Raw genomic sequence first — 17973 nt, 5'->3', positions numbered from 1 at the left:
TCGGCGGCCTTGGTATAAAAGGATCTGCCTGTTCCAGACCTATAAATACATAAAAGAATATCTACGAAACTTCGAAGGGGATAAACGTGAACAAATCTGAACTGATCGATGCTATCGCTGCCTCTGCTGACATTCCTAAAGCAGCAGCTGGTCGTGCTCTTGATGCAATGATCGATGCTGTGACCGATGCTCTGAGCAAGGGTGATTCTGTCGCACTGGTTGGTTTTGGTACTTTTGGTGTTAAAGAGCGTGCTGCTCGTACTGGCCGTAACCCACAGTCTGGTGCTCCGATCGAGATCGCTGCTGCCAATGTGCCTAACTTCAAACCCGGTAAAGCGCTGAAAGACGCTGTTAACGGTTAATAATTCTGAATGTCTGGATTGATAATCTGGGCATTTTTGAGAAAGCCGGTCGCAACGGTGGTAAAGAATGCCGACCGGACAGGCGGATAAAACGCTGGTTATGATGTCCGGCTTCTCATCAGAAAGAGCGCATTCTCCAGAGTGCGCTTTTTTTTTATCGAATGGTTATGACTGTGCTTGCCGGTAAATTACTGACAGCGACGTTCAAGATTATTTAACACTCCGGCAGAGTGGGGGCCCCATGCTGCAATCTATACGCGATAAGTCGACAGGTATTCTTACCAAGGTCATTATCGGTTTCATCATCTTTGTTTTTGCCATTTTTGGCGTCGAGTCCCTGATCTCATTGGCGAATAGTGAACCTGTTCCAGCGACGGTCAATGGTGATGACATTAAGACTCAGGAGCTAAACCAAATGGTCGAGCTTCAGCGTCGTCAGCTGTATAACCGCTACGGTAGTAATGTGGATCCAGCGATGTTGCAGCCAGGTCGTCTGCAGGCTGTTGCTCTCAATCGTCTGATCCAGGAAAAGCTGTTGATCCAGGAAGCAGAGAAGCGTGGCTTGATGGTTTCTGATTCCATGGTCGACCAAATGATCGTTATGGCGCCTGATTTTCAGGTGGACGGTAAGTTTGATCAGCAGCGTTATCAGCAGGTACTAGCTAATGTTGGGCTGACGCCCTCCAGCTATCACCAGATGATGAAGAAAAACCTGCTTATCGGCCAGTTGGAAGACACTATTGGCGAGTCTGCCTTTGTTATGCCATCTGAACTTGATGCCATCATGGCGCTCAATAATCAGTTGCGTGATATTAAGTATCAGGCTTTTACCTTGAACGACTATCTGGGCAAGGTAAGTCCTTCTGACGAGCAGTTGCAGGCCTACTACAATGACCATAAATCAGATTTTATGGCTCCTGAGGAAGTGGCTGTAAACTATATTGAGCTTGATAAGGCATTGTTGACCAAAGATGTCACTGTTGACGAAGCTCAGGTGCAATCGGATTACGACGCCGAGGTTAAGCGCTTAAAAGGCCAGAAAAATCATGATATCGCACATATTCTGATCGCTGTTAATGACGGCCGTGATGATGCAGAAGCAAAGAAACGTGCTGAAGAAGTCGAGCAGAAGCTTAAGTCTGGAGAGGGCTTTGCCGCTCTTGCCAAAGAGTACTCTGATGATGACGGCAGTAAGGATGATGGTGGTGAGTTAGGCACTGTGCAGCCTGGTGTCCTTGGTGATGCTCTGGACAAAGCGATCGCTACTATGAAGCCCGGGGACATCTCAAAGCCAGTGAAGAGCGATTATGGCTATCATATCGTCAAACTGGTTTCTCTCACTGATAAAGAGATTCCTACTTTTGATCAGTTGAAGCCTAAACTTGAGCAGCAACAACGCGATGCAAAAGCTGCTCAGTTGTTTGGCGACAAAGCGGATCAGTTAGCTGATCTGGTCTTTAGCTCAAGCGATTTGCAAGAGCCAGCCAAAGAGCTCGGACTTAGTGTTCAGAAGGCGCCTTTGTTTAGTCGAGATAATGCACCTGGGGTTCTTAATAACGCTAAAGTGTTGGATAAGGTGTTTAGCCCTGACTTTATTGATGAGGGTGTAAACAGCGATCCAATTCAGGTAGGTACTGACCATATTGTGGTTGTGCGTATTGCTGATCATCAGGCGAGCCGACAGCTGGGCTTTGATGAGGTCAAAGAGCAGGTCACTGAGGTGGTTAAGCGTCAGCAGGCGACCGATCTGGCCAAGAAAGATGCCAAAGCGGCTGAAGAGTCGGCCCAGGCGAGTCCGGAAATAGTGCAGGACTGGCAGACTAAAGCTAATCTTTCGCGCTCTACTGCTGAGGATCAGGCGCTGGCTAAAACTGTTTTCGCGATGCCTAAGCCTGAAGACGGTAAGCCAAGTTTTACTGTTGTGACGACTGCCAAGGGTGATATTTGGACTGTGGCTTTGACGAGTGTTCAGCAAAAAGCGAACGCGTTACCGAAAGAGCAGTTACAAGGCATTACCAGTTACATGGCAAATCAGGAAGGCTCTCAGGCTTTCCAGGCTTTTGTTAATGACCTGAGAAGTAAGGCTAAAATCGAAACACGTTAAGTGGTTGGTTTTAAGTGTTTGAAAGCCGGCTTGGTAAAAACCAAGCCGGCTTTTTATTGGCTGATGTTGATAGCCTGAGTGGAGCTTTTGAGCCTTGCTCAAAGAAGTGATTTTTTACCTAGCTGCTGGTTTAACGCCCAGTGCAAATGTTCGGCAAGAACGTCGCTAGCGAGTTCTAGCCGTTGTTCCAAGGCTTTCACTGTTGCAGCGTCATAGGGAGCATTGCCCAAGGCCACACTCAGGTTTCGCTGCCAGTTTGCATAGCCGGTACGTCTGATGGGAGAGCCTTCGGTGTATTTCAGGAATTCCTCTTCTGTCCACTGGAAGAGAGTTAATAGCTTGGTTTTATCCAGCGCATGTCGTGGCAAGAAGTCTTCTTCCCGTGTCGCTTTTGCAAATCGATTCCATGGGCAGACGAGTTGGCAGTCATCGCATCCATAGATCCTGTTTCCCATTAGGGGGCGTAGCTCTTCCGGGATGACACCGTTAAATTCTATTGTTAGATAGGAGATACAGCGTCTTGCGTCCAGCACCCCTGGAGCAGGAAAAGCTTTAGTAGGGCACAGATCAAGGCAGGCACTACATTTGCCGCAGTGATTCTTATGCCTGTCCTCATTGGGTTTGAAGGGAAGTGTGGTGAATAGCTCTCCTAGGAAGAACCAGGATCCTGCCTTGCGGTTCATGACCAATGTATTTTTCCCCACCCAGCCAAGCCCAGCCTGCTCTGCAACAGGTCGCTCCATAACCGGTGCACTATCGACAAAAGCCCGATACCCAAAAGCACCGAGTCTTTCTTCAATACGCTTACCGAGTTGAGTGAGTCGCTTTCGAATCAGCTTATGATAATCCCGCCCTAGTGCGTAACGAGAGATATACGCCTTATCTGGACTATTGAGAATTTTCACAGACTCAGTTTCAGCCGGAAGATAGTCCATACGAAATGAGAGGATACTGAGGGTGCCTGCAACTAGCTGCTCCGGGTGGCTTCGTAGCTCATGGTTACGCTCCAGATAATCCATTTCACCGTGGTAACCGGCATTAATCCAGCGTTCCATCGCTTCAGGATGGTCGCCCAAGTGCACGGAGCTGACCCCCATATCCTGAAAGCCTAACTCTTCTGACCAAGCACGAATTTCATCCAGTAGCTCTTCTAGCTCCTGATCACTCAGCACGGTACGTTCATAGTGTGTATCTGGCATGGTTCCTTGGGTGTTTGATCTACTTTCAGGCAGGGTGCAAACCGTAAGTATATCAAGCGTAATACTGGTTTAGTGCTCTCAATTAATCCACTGATTCTAAGGAGTCGATAATGGCGCAGTGAGGGGAGTGATTGCCTTGGCATTGATCAATCAGGGTATCCAGTGATTGTCGCATTTGGGTAAGGCGATGAATTTCCTGATCGAGTTCTTCTATACGCCGTTGAGCAACTTCTTTGACGCTGGCGCTGGCCCGGAGAGGATTATTGTAGAGAGCCAGAAGATCGCGGCATTCATCCAGCGTGAACCCAAGGCTTCGAGCTCTTTGTATGAATCCAAGCTGGCGAAGGTCTGCATCAGTGTAGCGACGATAGCCGTTTTCGGCGCGTGCCGTTGGGGAAATTAGCCCTATGCTCTCATAGTAGCGGAGAGTCTTGGCGGAGAGGCCGGTTTGTTTAGCAACATCGCTGATTTTCATGGAATTTCACTATCATAGTTGCCGGGAAAGGGGCTTTCCCGGCAGAGTGGTTAACTCTCAGTTCCTGGCCTTCCAGCGTTGAAGCAGAAGAGCATTCGTCAGCACGATTACACTGCTACAGGCCATGGCAGCACCTGCAATAGCAGGACTTAAGAGGCCGAAGGCCGCCAGTGGAATACCAATAATGTTAAAAATGAAGGCCCAGAACAGATTCTGTTTAATCTTATTGCGAGTCAGTCGGCAGATTTCAAGCGCTGCGGCCACAAGCGCTGGCTGAGGGCGTATCAATGTAATTGCAGCGCTTTCGCGAGCCACATCGGTCCCGCTGCCCATTGCAATGCCGATATCAGCCTGAGCCAGTGCAGGGGCATCGTTAATTCCATCGCCGACCATAGCAATGTGTAACCCTTGAGACTGGGCTTCCTTTATTACGCTGACTTTATCGGCTGGAAGTAGCTCGCCTTTTGCATTATCGATAGAAAGCTCAAAGGCCAGACTTTCAACAACAGGGTTGCGATCACCACTTAGCAGGCCTGTTTTAAGCTGACGCTCGTGCAAGGCTTTAATAGCGCCGGCGCTGTCATCACGCGCCTGATCTTCAAGAACATAACTGCCCACCCATTGCTGATTCATTGCAACATGAACCAGACTGCCGGGACGCTGAGTGAGTGCTTGCAGCCGGGCGTCTTCCGGAATTCGGATGCTCAGTTCTTTAAACCAGCTCTGGCTACCCGCCATAATGGTTTGGCCCTGATATATCCCTTCAACACCTTTGCCCGCACGGGCCTTGAAAGATTCAATCCCCGTCGCTTTGATTTGCTGATCTGCGGCATAGGTGACAAAGGCTTTGGCCAGCGGATGTTCACTGCTGCTCTGTAAAGCTGCAGTGGCTGCCAGTGCATGCTCATCTTTAAAGTAAGTTTCAGTGACTGTTGGTTGCCCGCGCGTAAGAGTGCCGGTTTTATCGAAAAACACCCAGTCAATTTTCTGAGCTGCTTCCAACACGTTCAGATCCCGGATAAGAATTCCCTGGCGAGCCGCTACTCCTGTGCCTGCGAGCAGGGCTGCAGGAGTGGCAAGTCCAAGTGCACAGGGGCAGGCAATCACAAGAACCGATACAGCTGCCAGCAGTGCTGGCTCAAAGTCGTACCCTAATGTCAGCCATGTAATAAGAGTGATAAAAGCTATCGCCAATACTGCGGGGACAAATATAGCGCTGACTCTGTCAACGAGTTGTTGTACGGGAGCTTTGCCTGCCTGCGCCTGCTCAACCAGATGAATGATTTTTGATAATGCTGTGTCTTTACCAAGCGCAATCGCTTCAATCTCCAGTGTTCCGCTACCATTCATGCTGCCGGTAATGACCTTATCACCACTCGAGCGGAGTTGTGGCTCGCTTTCACCAGTAATGAGAGCTTCATCAAGTTCGCTCTCGCCTTTAATAACCTTGCCATCGACGGGAATAGTCTCGCCGGGGCGAACCTGAATACGGTCACCCTGTTGAACTTCAGCAATCGCCAGTTCACTCCAGCTATCCTCTTTCCAGACCCTTGCCTTCTGTGGTTTCAGAGAGAGCAAGGCGTCCAGCGCGGACGCTGTTTTTCGCTTTGCACGTTCTTCAAACCATTTACCGAGGCTGATAAGTGTCATCACCAGAGCGCTGGACTCAAAATAGAGGCCACCTCCAGATCCCGCTAACCAGTGATAGAGACTGTAAAAGAAGGCAGCGGAAGTTCCTAAAGCGACAAGCACATCCATGTTGGCATAGCCCGATTTGAGCGCGTGGTAGCTGCCTCGATAAAAGCGATAGCCCAAGACGGCCTGAATCGGAAGGGCAAGAAGAAACTGCTCAAGTGCTGGAAAAGGGTGAACTAATCCAAGCATGGGTGATACCAGTGGGATACAAAGGACTATTGCCGCCAGTAACAGGTATCCGGATTGCAGCCAGGGTTTTTTATGCTCTTTGATGTCGTTCTCAGGGGATGGCGCTGAAGTGGAGGCCAAAGAATAACCTAAAGCTTTGATGCTGTTACGCAGCTCAGTCTGGTCAAAAAGGCTTTCCAGGGCCTCAATATATACCTTGCCTGTAGCCAGATTTACGCTGACCTTGAGTACTCCTGAAAGGTCAGCCGCCGCGTGCTCAACTTTGCTGACGCAGCTCGCACAATGCATACCTTCCACTACAAATTCGTAACTCTGTGGCTGCACCTTGTAGCCCAAACCATCAATGGCGTTGATGGCATCCTGAATTCCCTTCGCGTTGGCAGGTCTTATAGTCGCGCGGTTGAGCGCAATGTTGACTTCAGCAGTTTCGAGACTGGAAAGCTCATTGAGAGTTCTTTCCACCTTTCGAGCGCAACCTGCGCAATGCATTCCAGTGATATCGAGAGCAACGGGGTTACTCATGTGGCATCTCCTGAAAGTTAGGTGCTTACTTTTCCGCACCGTTTGGTAATGGGTTACCTTCAGGATAAACCTTCCAGTAAATGGAAGGTAAAGTGCAGGGTTTGCTTAATGTTCGAACAGATGATGTTCTAATGTTTTCCAGGCCTGCTGTAATTGATGGAAGTGCTCTGCATCGCCTCCTTTGTCAGGATGAGCTTGCTGAATGAGCCGGCGGTATTGCTTCAAGTACTCAGGCCGGGCACTACTTTGAGGCTGTTCTATAGGCAGTTTAAGTGTGGACAGAGCTTCTTCTATTGCCATGGCTGGCTTTTCATGACGAAAGAACTGGCTAAAAGCCGTTGATAGCAAGGCTTCGACATCGGCCTGCTGAGTATGAAAATGGGTTTCCCAGTCCAAATAATACTCGCGTAACTTATCGGTTTGAGAAATCGCATTCTGCTGATGGGTAAGAGACTGATACTCAATACAGAGTGTATGAATGCTTAGATGTGCCTGGTGTTGATTTAGCATTTCATCGCTCAGGCGATAAAGCGTGTGGAATAATGCGAAGTGGGTCTGGAAGAGGGCAAGCGCGGGGCTTAGGGGGAGGTCAAAGCCTCTCTCCCGCAGGGCTGCTATTAAAGCAAACTCTGTGTAGCGGTTGCCCGATTGAAGCAGCTCGGTGAGGGCGTCGCGAAGTGGTAAGTAGTAGATATCATCCATGGAGCTATCCTGCTATGTCCGTTATGGCATAGCAAGGATAAGGTTTCTGGAAAGCTTGCTTTGTTAGTGGTTGGCTTGGGGGATTTTGACAATCGCACCTTTGCCTATGCCCTCAAATCCACGGACTTTCCATTCATGCTGGGGCGCTTCCTGGCTCAGGGTTTCAGCAATATAGCGGGTGAGCTCTTCCACAGTGGTGTCATAGTCAATGATTTCGCAGCGGTCACGCGGAAGGCTGACACTGAAAGCGCCTTGGTTTGCCTCATAGGCAAAGTGGAAATGGGTCTCATCCTGGCCTGTAAGATCTTCTCGTGTGCCAAGATAAATATCTTTCCAGCGCTGGCTCCAGCATTCTTCTGTGGTGCTATCACGGACGCCATCTCGCCAGATTTGCAGCGTTGAGCGGTGACCGTGAACGATACGCTGGCAGTTGCCATCGTGTTTCTTCAGACCATGGCTGTAACGGTAGAAGCTGCCTTTGCCTTGTTCTTCTTCAAGGGTTATTCGTACATCATTAAGGTTGGCAGGCAAGTGTGCTTTCAAGACGCGTTCAATATGGCGAGCAATCGTTTCTTCCGTGAGCTTCTCTACTGGAATGAGTGAATATGCCTGCGCAGGGCCTGAGGTTTTTAGTCCAAAAGCTGGGACAATAATCGTCACGCTGGCCTGATCGGTTCTGGTGATCTGCACTGCCGGGTTTTGCTCAGGCACCAGCAAAGTATGATCGAGTGATTGGTCGATAAGACGCTTGATCAGCTTTTTGACGTTGCCGAAATCCAGCAGCATGCTTTGTTCGTCAAGGTCGCCATCCAGCTCGATATTCACCTGCCAGCTGGCACCACATACGCCGTCAGTATCGTCCAGAAATGAGCAGTCCAGAACGGTGAGGTTGTCGACAAAAAGAGTCAGTGCCATCAGTCAATGCCAATAAATTTGTGTGTCTGCAGGCTGAGATGCCACTGGGGATTAGCCAGACAATACGCAACTGCTCCACGAGTATTCTGTGATTGCTGTTCGTTATCCATGGGCTGCAGATAGAAATGAGTAAAATCGAGATCGGTAAAGCGTTCCGGCATTGCCAGGGGTTGTGGGTAGACTAACTTCAGCTCATCGCCGCGGGTTTGCACGATGGGAGCATCCGCTTTCGGGCTGATGCATATCCAGTCGATACCCTCAGGGGCTGGCAGCGTACCATTGGACTCGATAGCAATTTCAAATCCGCGCTGGTGAAAAGCATCAATAAGCGCCGAGTCCAGCTGCAGTAGTGGCTCGCCGCCGGTACAAACAACATACTTCTTTCCCTGGGTCGTAATTGGCCAGAGCAAGTCAATATGTTGCGCCAGAGCACCGGGCGATTCAAAGCGGCCACCATTCTGACCATCGGTACCAATAAAGTCGGTATCGCAGAACGTGCACACCGCTTCAGCACGGTGTGCTTCCTTACCGGACCACAAATTGCAGCCGGTGAAACGACAGAAAACGGCGGGGCGTCCCGCGTGGGCGCCTTCACCTTGAAGCGTATAGAAGGCTTCTTTGATGCTGTAGACCTTCGCCATGGACTTATTCGTACTCCAGCGGGTCTTTTACGCCATTAAGCTCAAAGGCTTCCAGTCGTTCCTGGCAGGAGCCGCACTTGCCGCAGGCTTTTTCACGACCGTTGTAGCAGGTCCAGGTCTGGCTATAGTCAAGGCCCATGCGTAATCCGTCGGCAAGAATATCAATCTTGTTGCCCTGCAGATAAGGACTGACGATATCTACCGGCTCAAAATTGGCAATCTGAGAGACATCGTTCATCTTCTCAACAAACTCGGGACGGCAATCTGGATAAATGGTGTGATCACCGGAGTGGGCGCCATACATCACCTGCCGTGCGCCAATGGAAACAGCGTAGCCAATCGCCAGGGACAGAAGAATCATGTTGCGGTTGGGAACGACGGTCGACTTCATATTGTCTGCCGCGTAGTGGCCTTCAGGGATATCAATGTCGTCCGTCAGGCTGGAACCAGCGAGCAGCGTGTTAATGGCGCGAATATCTACCAGTTTTAGCGTTAGGCCATTGGCATCACACACTGACTGAGCAGCATCGAGCTCGCGAGAGTGTCGCTGACCATAATTGAAGGAGAGAGGATAAACCTCATAGCCTTCACGCAATGCACGGTGCAATACCGTGAAGGAGTCCATTCCTCCAGAGTAAATAACAACAACTTTGTCTTTCATGGACACCTCGGTCTTGCCAGCAGCCTCTCTTTTGGAGATCGATCACAGAAGCATCAGTGAACGTAAGTTCGCAGTCTGAAAAAGAGGCGCTTGATAAAAGCCGAGCATTATAGTCACTTTTATCATGCTTTATAAGAGAGGCGAGGCTAGACGGTCTGTCTTTGGCGCTGAGCTTAGGTGCTGAATAAGTTGGGGTGTGGGCAGGCCTGTGCCTGCCGAGTGCTTAAGCGGTCGTGACGCGGTTTCTGCCTGCATGCTTGGATTCATACAAGGCGCTATCCGCTTTCTCAATCCAATGGGAGGTTTCCATCTCGGCTGTCAGCTGAGCGACGCCAAGGCTTACTGTGTAGGAGATTGCCTCACCATCCACGGTGACGCTGTGCTTTTCAATCTGCTTTCGCAGCCGTTCTGCAAAGAACTGTCCACCGGCGATATCAGTATTCACCAGCACCACGGCAAATTCTTCACCGCCGTAGCGGCCTGCAAAATCGGTATTTCTCAGGCACGCTCGCAAAATGCGGCTGGTCTGACGAATGACCTCATCACCTGCAGGATGGCCGTAGGTATCGTTCACTTTTTTAAAGTGGTCAATGTCCATCATTACCAGCACATGAGGTTCATTGGTGCGCTTGAACCGCTGGACCGTACGGTTAATCTCTTTTTCCAAATGTCCGCGGTTAAAGAGTCGGGTCAGGGCATCCGTACGGCTAATGGCTTCAAGGTCATTATTGGCTGCCTTTAAGGCCACCTTGTTGGTCGCTGCATCCGTCATATCGTAAATCATGATGCAGGCATGGTTGATCTTGCCGTCCAGACCCGCCAATGGGATCAGCGTGGCATTTTGGTACATGTAGTCTGCCTGCCCTGTGATGGGCTGATAGGTTGGGAACGGGAAAATATAAGGTCGTTGTTCCCAGGTTGAAAAAGCCTTATTCCCCAGGTTGAAGATCATATTCAGCTGGCGGCTCAGCCACTCATGGGGCATATCCGGGTAGATGGAAGACAATACTTGTCCGCGTACCACTTCAGGTTTCATGCCGCTATGGTTTTCCATAAAGCCATTCCATAGGGACACTTTTTGTTCACGGTCGATGACTACCAGACCCACGTCCAGCGTCTGTAGCATGTTGACCATCCAATGGAATTCTTCGAACTCTTTGTCGTGATTCTCGGACATGTCGTTATTCCATGATTAGACTTACGCGGCTGTTCAACGCCGGAACGGATTGCGGTGTGAAAAGCAGCAGAAGATCACAAGTGATCGGCTGATTTTCCAGATCGTAGCTGATTTCAATCGCCAGAAGCTGCTGAGATTTTTGACGGATCTTGGCGACAAGATCGGCAATGCTGCAGTGTTGTCCCAGTACGACAGGATGGCCTTGGCTAAACTCGATATCCAGCTGCTCAGCAATACCTTTAAGGCATACGCTAATCAGAATGTTGGCCATATCCATCAGTACATCGAGGCTATCGGTCTCAGACAGCGGCACCTGATAATTCATCAACTGACCAACGTTACTAAAGTCAGAATCAGCAAACAGCAGCATGGCCTCACCAGAGATGCCAGAACCGATGAAACCCTGGCAAACGGCTGAGAGGGATTGCTGTTCCGACACCGCTTCAAGTGCCATCTGTATTTCACTGGGTTCAATGAAGCTGACGCGCGGTACGGGGAGCTTGATAAATACATTCAGCAGGCGGGCCAGTTTATCGGCTGCCTGACCCATGGCCACGTTCACCACTTCGCGATAGCTGTCCTGCAAATCTACGGTGATATTAGCGTAATCAGAGGTGGCTGCTGGCGCACCTGCCGAGGCCTCAAAACCCAAACCGCTTAATGTGCTCTCAAGAAGGGCAGGAGCGGCAGGTTTCTTGATAAAGGCGCGTGCGCCAAGCGACATCACACGATTATGCGCCTCAGGTTGAATATCGCCGGAGACCACAATGACATCCAGGTCCACTCCCTGAGCCTTGAGATGTTCCAGAACCTGATAACCATCCAGCTCTGGCATGGTTAAGTCCAGGAACATCAAATCAACCGGATTGGCTGCGATGAAGTCGACCGCTTCCTGGCCATTAGTGGCGAAGTTCACTTCGCGTGCCAGCCCGTCGGGTAGCGATTTGGCCATTTGCTTGCGCGCAAGTGCGGAGTCATCGCAAATCAGAACCGAGTAGGTCATTGTCTCTCCTAACTGTGGTCGGCCATGTGAGAGAAAAGGTAAAGTGCCGCACAATGTGACAGGTGTGCCTTACATACTTGCAGAATGGCTAACCCGTTCATCTTAATCAACCCCATAACGTCATAGTGTTTATTAAATGTCCCTCGTGACAGCAATAAGTGGATTTCCGCCACTATTTGTTCGGCATTAGAGAGTGGTGGTCGATAGACTTTTCAGGATGTGGCTGGGGATGCTCGGCAGATCCAAATTTCAGAGGTTTCAGGTTGTCATCGTTTGAGCTTATTCAAGGCTGGATTCTGACCCGCTCATCAAGTGATGTGAGCGGTAAACTCATGCTTGAATACTGGCTTCGGCGTGAGCAGCGTTGCTGGTGCTGGCGGGTAACAGACCAGGAAGCTGTTTTCTTTTTCCGTTCGCAAGATGAACTGGCCGTTAAGCAGGCGTTGTCATCACATAAGGACTGGCGAGTTGAGCCGCTATCTCTCAAGGATTTTGACGGAAATGCGGTGAGTGGTTGCTACTTTCGTTCATTGGCGGGGTGGTATCGTGGTCGAGAGGCATTGAAGTCTGCTGGCATTGAGATGATGGAAGAGGATATTCGTCCGCAGGATCGCTTCCTAATGGAGCGGAATATTCGCTTTGGCGTTGAGGTGCTGGTCGAGGGAGTGGCCGACTCCGCTCAGTTTCCGTACTTTTACAGCAGCCGAGCACGGCCTGCGACGATTCAAGCCGATGTGCGTTGGCTTTCTCTCGATATCGAAACCACGATGGATGCCAAACGTCTCTTTAGTATTGGCCTGCATATGCAGAACGATGACACCTTGCTGGTTCTTCGTGATGCCCCAGAGCGCTTTCAACCGCCCGAAGAGGCTACCGTAGAGTGGTTCTCGGATGAGGGCTCCTTACTTTTGCGTCTCAATGAGTATCTTTGCCAACAAGATCCCGATGCCATTCTGGGTTGGAATATCGTTGGCTTTGATATCAGCGTTTTGCAGCGTTGTTACCAGCGCCAAAAAATCCCCATGCTTTGGGGGCGGGATGATCATGAGTTAAACCTCAGGCAACGCCAGTCAGGGCAAATGGCCTTCCTGGATATCGGTGGGCGTATTGTGCTCGATGGGATCGATACCCTGCGAGGCGCAACCTGGCATTTTGAGAGCTTTTCCCTCAACTATGTTTCCAGTCAGTTGCTTGGTAGAAAGAAGCTGATTCATGAAGATGAGGAGCGCGGTCAGGAAATCTCCCGCCTGTTTCATGAGGATATAGAGGCGTTGCTGGCCTACAACCTGGAAGACTGCAAGCTGGTCGCTGATATCTTCGATTACGCCGCGTTATTACCTTATTTGGTTGAGCGGGCAGAACTGACGGGATTGCCCCTCGACCGTGTCGGTGGTTCTCAGGCCGCTTTTGACTATCTCTATTTACCCAAACTACACCGCAAAGGTCGTGTCGCTCCGGTCTATGCCTCCGGTAATGCGGAGGTTGATAGTCCCGGCGGCTTTGTCATGAGCTCACAGCCTGGATTGTATGACAACGTTTTGGTTTTCGATTTTAAAAGCCTGTATCCCAGCATAATCCGCACCTTTTGTATTGATCCGCTCGGCATGGTTGAAGGGCTGTCCGGTGATTATAAAAAGGACTCACTGGTGGATGGTTTTAATGGTGCCGTTTTTCATCGTCAGAAGCATTTGCTGCCCGATATTGTGGCTGAATGCTGGAAAGCACGAGATCACGCAAAAGAGCAGGGCAATAAGCCGCTTTCGACTGCTATAAAAATCATCATGAATGCCTTTTATGGGGTTTTGGGATCTCCCCTGTGTCGGTTTTTCGATCGACGGTTATCTGGCTCAATTACTTTGCGTGGACATGAGATTCTGCACCTGAGTAAGGAGTGGTTTGAGCGCCAAGGCTTGACCGTCATCTACGGTGACACTGACTCACTATTTGTGCATGTCGGCGACAGTATTCGCGGTGAAGCCGCCGTCAGTCAGGGGAAAGAGCTGGCCCAGGCACTTAATCAATGGTGGGAAGGGCAGCTGCAAAGCCGATTCCAGTTACGCAGTTATCTTGAGATCCAGTTTGAAGTGCACTATCAGCGCTTTTTAATGCCCACGATTCGGGGCAGCGAGGAGGGTAGTAAGAAACGTTATGCCGGACTGGTCAGAAACGAAGCGGCCCAAGAACATCGGCTGGTTTTCAAGGGGCTCGAATCCGTGCGCTCGGATTGGACGCCGTTTGCTCAGCGTATTCAGCGGGAGCTGTATGAAAGAGTTTTTCTTAAGCAACCTTACCGGAGCTGGTTACGACAACAGGTTGATTCCCTGCTGAAGGGAGTTTTCGATGAAGAGCTGGTTTATCGCAAGAGGCTGCGGCGTTCTATGGACGAGTATCAGCGTAATGTACCGCCTCAGGTACAGGCTGTTCGAAAACTTGCAGAACTGAAGCAGCGTCAGGGAGAGCAGTGGCATGCCGAGCGGGGGTATCGGATCGCTTACGTGTTCACCCTAAACGGCGCCGAGCCTTTGAGTCATCTCACTGCGGCCGTTGATTATCAGCGATATCTGGATAAGCAGCTTGTTCCTGTGGTGGATTCCATTCTCTTGTTTCTCGGAGATTCCGCAGAAAAGTGCCTCTCGAATCAACCAGATCTGTTTGATCAATAAGCCCGCAGCTTTAGCGTATTGCCGTGGTCGGCAGGGCGCTTTTACTAATGAGAAACTCTAAACAACAGCGGGCAAAACCTGGAATATCCATTCCCAGATTCTGCCCGTAATGATCGAAGATTCGATCCAAAGGGGATGATGTGAAACTCTGTTTCAGAGCCTCATTGATTATATAGTGATCAGTTGTTCGCGGCTCAAGTCGGAAGTTTTTAATGGCACCGTCGCTAAGTGAGATGACGTCATACAGTCATTGGCTTCTTCCCAATTAATTCCTCTGTATTGCTGGTGAGGGAAAGTGGTGATTGCTATAATCCGCCCTCCGTCGCACTTGGTTTGTGCGCGTAAATCCATTGTTCTGGCGGCAATTAGGTCGCCAACATCAAGTCATTGTCTTACGTGGCCCATCGTAGGGGTCACCACTGAGCCTAAGGACCTTACACATGCCTGTTATTACCCTTCCCGACGGCAGTCAGCGTCAATTTGATAATCCTGTTAGCGCTTATGATGTGGCTTCCAGCATTGGAGCTGGTCTCGCGAAAGCAACAGTTGCCGGTAAAGTTGACGGCCGTTTAGTCGATGCGTGCGACGTTATTGATCATGATGCGACGCTGCAGATCATTACGCCAAAAGATGAAGAGGGCGTGGAGATTATTCGCCACTCCTGCGCGCACCTGATCGGGCATGCGGTAAAACAGCTGTATCCAACGGCTAAAATGGTCATCGGTCCGGTGATCGATAATGGCTTTTACTATGACATCGCTTATGAGCGTCCCTTTACCCCGGACGATCTGGCCGCGATTGAAGCTCGCATGCAAGAGCTGATTGCCAAAGATTACGACGTTATCAAGAAAGTAACTCCTCGTGCAGATGTCATTTCCGTATTTGAGTCCCGTGGGGAAGAGTACAAGCTGCGTCTGGTGGAAGACATGCCGGATGAGCAGGCAATGGGTCTTTATTATCACGAAGAATACGTGGATATGTGCCGCGGTCCCCATGTACCTAACACGCGCTTCCTGAAAGCGTTCAAACTAACCAAAATTTCCGGTGCATACTGGCGTGGTGACTCAAAGAATGAGCAGCTACAGCGTATCTACGGCACTGCGTGGGCTGACAAGAAAGAACTGAAAGCCTATCTGCAGCGTCTGGAAGAAGCTGAAAAGCGTGATCACCGCCGTATTGGCAAGCAACTTGATCTTTTCCATACTCAGGAAGAAGCGCCAGGTATGGTGTTCTGGCATCCTAATGGTTGGAATATCTGGCAGAGTATTGAGCAATACCTTCGTGGTAAGCAGCGCCGTCGTGGCTATCTGGAATTGCGTACTCCTCAGGTCGTAGAGCGGACCTTGTGGGAAAAGTCCGGCCACTGGGACAAGTTTAAAGAACAGATGTTCACCACGCATTCAGAAGAGCGTGATTTTGCGATTAAACCCATGAACTGCCCATGTCACGTTCAGGTGTTTAATCAGGGGCTAAAAAGCTATCGTGAACTGCCACTGCGTTTTGCTGAATTTGGTTCCTGTCACCGCAATGAGCCCTCTGGCGCGCTGCATGGCATTATGCGTGTGCGTGGCTTTACGCAGGATGACGGCCACATTTTCTGTGCTGAAGACCAGATCCAGTCCGAAGTATCCGAGTTCATTGACTTCCTTCATGAGGTTTATGCTGATTTCGGTTTTGATGAGATCATCTATAAGCTCTCGACTCGTCCGGAACAGCGGGTGGGTTCTGATGAGGTCTGGGATAAAGCTGAAAAAGCTCTGGCTGAAGCGCTGGATTCAAAACAGCTGGACTGGGAAGAGTTGCCCGGGGAAGGTGCTTTCTATGGTCCTAAGATTGAGTTTTCTCTGAAGGATTGTCTGGGGCGTGTGTGGCAGTGCGGCACCGTTCAGGTCGACTTCTCCATGCCAGGGCGTCTGAGCGCCCAGTTTGTGAACGAGCAGGGTGAGCGTGAAACGCCTGTCATGTTGCACCGCGCGATCCTGGGTTCTTTTGAGCGCTTTATCGGAATTCTGATTGAGAACTATGCCGGTGCCATGCCTGCATGGTTGTCTCCGGTACAAGCTGTCGTTATCAATATCACCGACAAACAAGCGGATTTTGTTAAAAACGTTGAGAATTTCTTGCAAGATCAGGGCTTCCGTGTGAAAGCGGACTTGAGAAACGAGAAGATCGGCTTTAAAATCCGCGAGCACACTTTACAGAAGATCCCTTATCAGCTTGTTGTAGGTGATAAAGAGGTCGAATCGAATATGATTACCGTTCGCACTCGCACAGGGCAAGATCTGGGCAGTATGAGTCTAGAGGCCTTTGCTAAGCATTTGTCAGCTGAAATAGGGCAGCGTGGACGGTTAGCAACGGAGAAATAGCCATTAAGCGTAACGCCAACACATCGCGGGGTGGTGATAAAACCCCGATTAATGAAGAAATTCGTGCACGTGAAGTTCGTCTAGTCGGAGCCGACGGCGAAATGATCGGGATTGTTTCCATTAATGAAGCGCTGTCAAAAGCAGGTGAAGCGGACCAGGATCTGGTGCTGATCGCAGCTGATGCCGAGCCGCCGGTGTGTAAAATAATGGACCACGGCAAGCACCTCTTCGAGAAGAAGAAGCAGCAAGCCGTTGCTAAGAAGAAGCAAAAGCAAACCCAGATTAAAGAAATGAAGTTCCGTCCAGGAACTGAAGAAGGGGATTACCAGGTAAAACTACGCAACCTGGTACGTTTCCTTGAAGAAGGTGACAAAGCCAAGGTCTCCCTCCGCTTCCGCGGTCGGGAAATGGCGCACCAGGAAATCGGCATGCAGCTTATGAATCGACTCGAAAAGGATCTGGACGAGTTGGCGGTAGTTGAGCAGCGTGCAAAGATGGAAGGTCGTCAGATGGTCATGGTAATGGCGCCGAAAAAGAAGAAGTAACCCCGCTTTACACATTGTTAAAGCTGGCCCGCCGCTCTTGGGCGGCAGGGTACAGGGTTGCATAACTATCTGAATGCGTGGAGAAGACAATGCCTAAGATTAAATCAAGCAGTGGCGCTGCCAAGCGCTTCAAAAAGACTGGTAGCGGTTTCAAGCACAAGCAGTCTTTCCGTCGTCACATTCTGACCAAGAAGTCTACCAAGCGTAAGCGTCAGCTGCGTTCTACTCACCATGTAGAAGCAACTGATCTGGGCAACGTAACTCGTATGCTGCCTTACGCCTAAGGGCACCTGGTAAGAACTGATTTAACGGAAGGATTAAGATATGCCTCGCGTAAAACGTGGTGTGGTTGCTCGTCGTCGCCATAAGAAAATTTTGAAGCAAGCTAAAGGATACTACGGTGCTCGTAGCCGTGTATTCCGTGTAGCCAAACAGGCTGTTATCAAAGCCGGTCAGTATGCATACCGTGACCGTCGTCAGCGTAAGCGTCAGTTCCGCGCTCTGTGGATTGCACGTATCAACGCTGGTGCACGTCTGAACGGTCTGTCTTACAGCCGTCTGATCGCTGGCCTGAAAAAAGCTGCTATCGAAATCGACCGTAAGGTTCTGGCTGATCTGGCCATGAACGATGCGGCAGTATTTGCAGTGGTTGTCGAAAAAGCCAAAGCGGCTCTGTAAGACACCCGGCTAATACCCTTAGGGGTATGAAGAGCTGCATACGATTGTCATCGTAGCTACTGTTTAATAGGGGAAG

At 50.1% G+C, this 17973-nt stretch carries 16 protein-coding genes; 7 read left to right on the top strand and 9 right to left on the bottom strand.

Features of this window, described 5'->3' with window-relative positions; translation table 11 throughout:
- The first annotated feature begins 86 nt into the window (after positions 1 to 86).
- A complete protein-coding gene (locus ACKC9G_RS05690) occupies positions 87 to 362 on the top strand; it encodes an HU family DNA-binding protein (protein ID WP_411403968.1) in 276 nt (91 codons plus the stop codon).
- A gap of 241 nt (positions 363 to 603) precedes the next feature.
- Positions 604 to 2466, top strand: coding sequence for a SurA N-terminal domain-containing protein (locus ACKC9G_RS05685; RefSeq protein WP_411403967.1), 1863 nt, complete (start codon positions 604 to 606; stop codon positions 2464 to 2466).
- A gap of 98 nt (positions 2467 to 2564) precedes the next feature.
- On the opposite strand, the gene queG is transcribed toward ACKC9G_RS05685, so the two are convergent.
- From queG to ACKC9G_RS05640, 9 genes are all read right to left on the bottom strand, one after another.
- The gene (gene queG / locus ACKC9G_RS05680; protein WP_411403966.1) at positions 2565 to 3665 is read right to left on the bottom strand and encodes a tRNA epoxyqueuosine(34) reductase QueG; all 1101 of its coding nucleotides are present in this window, start codon (positions 3663 to 3665) and stop codon (positions 2565 to 2567) included.
- An 82-nt stretch (positions 3666 to 3747) separates the two neighbouring features.
- On the bottom strand, positions 3748 to 4140 hold the full coding sequence (gene cueR / locus ACKC9G_RS05675; RefSeq protein ID WP_411403965.1) for a Cu(I)-responsive transcriptional regulator: 393 nt from the start codon (positions 4138 to 4140) through the stop codon (positions 3748 to 3750).
- A gap of 57 nt (positions 4141 to 4197) precedes the next feature.
- Positions 4198 to 6546: a heavy metal translocating P-type ATPase gene (locus ACKC9G_RS05670; protein WP_411403964.1), complete on the bottom strand. Its 2349-nt coding sequence runs from the start codon at positions 6544 to 6546 to the stop codon at positions 4198 to 4200.
- A gap of 105 nt (positions 6547 to 6651) precedes the next feature.
- Complete coding sequence (locus tag ACKC9G_RS05665) at positions 6652 to 7248, bottom strand: DNA-J related domain-containing protein (RefSeq protein ID WP_411403963.1); 597 nt, start codon at positions 7246 to 7248, stop codon at positions 6652 to 6654.
- Positions 7249 to 7311: 63 nt separating this feature from the next.
- Positions 7312 to 8163 (bottom strand): 6-pyruvoyl trahydropterin synthase family protein, encoded by an 852-nt coding sequence (locus tag ACKC9G_RS05660; protein WP_411403962.1) that lies wholly within the window; start codon positions 8161 to 8163, stop codon positions 7312 to 7314.
- Positions 8163 to 8804 (bottom strand): 7-carboxy-7-deazaguanine synthase, encoded by a 642-nt coding sequence (queE, locus tag ACKC9G_RS05655; RefSeq protein WP_411403961.1) that lies wholly within the window; start codon positions 8802 to 8804, stop codon positions 8163 to 8165. The genes ACKC9G_RS05660 and queE overlap by 1 nt, the downstream gene beginning before the upstream one ends.
- Before the next feature lie 4 nt (positions 8805 to 8808).
- Positions 8809 to 9465: a 7-cyano-7-deazaguanine synthase QueC gene (gene queC, locus ACKC9G_RS05650; protein ID WP_411403960.1), complete on the bottom strand. Its 657-nt coding sequence runs from the start codon at positions 9463 to 9465 to the stop codon at positions 8809 to 8811.
- A gap of 223 nt (positions 9466 to 9688) precedes the next feature.
- Complete coding sequence (locus ACKC9G_RS05645) at positions 9689 to 10642, bottom strand: diguanylate cyclase (protein WP_411403959.1); 954 nt, start codon at positions 10640 to 10642, stop codon at positions 9689 to 9691.
- A gap of 4 nt (positions 10643 to 10646) precedes the next feature.
- The gene (locus ACKC9G_RS05640) at positions 10647 to 11645 is read right to left on the bottom strand and encodes a response regulator (RefSeq protein ID WP_411403958.1); all 999 of its coding nucleotides are present in this window, start codon (positions 11643 to 11645) and stop codon (positions 10647 to 10649) included.
- Between the two features lie 263 nt (positions 11646 to 11908).
- Here ACKC9G_RS05640 and ACKC9G_RS05635 point away from each other — a divergent pair, with 263 nt between their 5' ends.
- The 5 genes from ACKC9G_RS05635 to rplT all read left to right on the top strand — a co-directional run bounded on the left by ACKC9G_RS05635 (position 11909) and on the right by rplT (position 17897).
- Positions 11909 to 14308: a DNA polymerase II gene (locus tag ACKC9G_RS05635; RefSeq protein ID WP_411403957.1), complete on the top strand. Its 2400-nt coding sequence runs from the start codon at positions 11909 to 11911 to the stop codon at positions 14306 to 14308.
- A gap of 440 nt (positions 14309 to 14748) precedes the next feature.
- The gene (thrS, locus tag ACKC9G_RS05630) at positions 14749 to 16674 is read left to right on the top strand and encodes a threonine--tRNA ligase (RefSeq protein WP_411403956.1); all 1926 of its coding nucleotides are present in this window, start codon (positions 14749 to 14751) and stop codon (positions 16672 to 16674) included.
- A 2-nt stretch (positions 16675 to 16676) separates the two neighbouring features.
- Positions 16677 to 17219 carry a translation initiation factor IF-3 gene (infC, locus tag ACKC9G_RS05625; protein WP_411404111.1) on the top strand — a complete coding sequence of 181 codons (543 nt, stop codon included), beginning with the start codon at positions 16677 to 16679 and terminating at the stop codon, positions 17217 to 17219.
- Positions 17220 to 17308: 89 nt separating this feature from the next.
- Complete coding sequence (gene rpmI / locus ACKC9G_RS05620) at positions 17309 to 17503, top strand: 50S ribosomal protein L35 (RefSeq protein WP_411403955.1); 195 nt, start codon at positions 17309 to 17311, stop codon at positions 17501 to 17503.
- A gap of 40 nt (positions 17504 to 17543) precedes the next feature.
- Positions 17544 to 17897, top strand: a complete 354-nt coding sequence (gene rplT, locus ACKC9G_RS05615) for a 50S ribosomal protein L20 (protein ID WP_411403954.1) — start codon at positions 17544 to 17546, stop codon at positions 17895 to 17897.
- Positions 17898 to 17973 lie beyond the last annotated feature (76 nt).

Origin of the sequence: Pokkaliibacter sp. CJK22405, from assembly GCF_046614695.1 — a bacterium.
In the GTDB taxonomy this organism is placed as follows: domain Bacteria; phylum Pseudomonadota; class Gammaproteobacteria; order Pseudomonadales; family Balneatricaceae; genus Pokkaliibacter.
The sequence above is the reverse complement of the archived record's forward strand: the minus strand, read 5'-3'. Positions and strand labels throughout refer to the sequence as shown.

What these genes read in the sequence shown, in the direction of transcription:
- ACKC9G_RS05685 (WP_411403967.1), top strand. Translation starts at nt 604, where the DNA reads ATGCTGCAATCTATACGCGATAAGTCGACAGGTATTCTTACCAAGGTC.
- ACKC9G_RS05640 (WP_411403958.1), bottom strand. Translation starts at nt 11,645, where the DNA reads ATGACCTACTCGGTTCTGATTTGCGATGACTCCGCACTTGCGCGCAAG.
- rplT (WP_411403954.1), top strand. Translation starts at nt 17,544, where the DNA reads ATGCCTCGCGTAAAACGTGGTGTGGTTGCTCGTCGTCGCCATAAGAAA.
- ACKC9G_RS05665 (WP_411403963.1), bottom strand. Translation starts at nt 7,248, where the DNA reads ATGGATGATATCTACTACTTACCACTTCGCGACGCCCTCACCGAGCTG.
- ACKC9G_RS05660 (WP_411403962.1), bottom strand. Translation starts at nt 8,163, where the DNA reads ATGGCACTGACTCTTTTTGTCGACAACCTCACCGTTCTGGACTGCTCA.
- queE (WP_411403961.1), bottom strand. Translation starts at nt 8,804, where the DNA reads ATGGCGAAGGTCTACAGCATCAAAGAAGCCTTCTATACGCTTCAAGGT.
- cueR (WP_411403965.1), bottom strand. Translation starts at nt 4,140, where the DNA reads ATGAAAATCAGCGATGTTGCTAAACAAACCGGCCTCTCCGCCAAGACT.
- ACKC9G_RS05670 (WP_411403964.1), bottom strand. Translation starts at nt 6,546, where the DNA reads ATGAGTAACCCCGTTGCTCTCGATATCACTGGAATGCATTGCGCAGGT.
- rpmI (WP_411403955.1), top strand. Translation starts at nt 17,309, where the DNA reads ATGCCTAAGATTAAATCAAGCAGTGGCGCTGCCAAGCGCTTCAAAAAG.
- queG (WP_411403966.1), bottom strand. Translation starts at nt 3,665, where the DNA reads ATGCCAGATACACACTATGAACGTACCGTGCTGAGTGATCAGGAGCTA.
- thrS (WP_411403956.1), top strand. Translation starts at nt 14,749, where the DNA reads ATGCCTGTTATTACCCTTCCCGACGGCAGTCAGCGTCAATTTGATAAT.
- ACKC9G_RS05645 (WP_411403959.1), bottom strand. Translation starts at nt 10,642, where the DNA reads ATGTCCGAGAATCACGACAAAGAGTTCGAAGAATTCCATTGGATGGTC.
- queC (WP_411403960.1), bottom strand. Translation starts at nt 9,465, where the DNA reads ATGAAAGACAAAGTTGTTGTTATTTACTCTGGAGGAATGGACTCCTTC.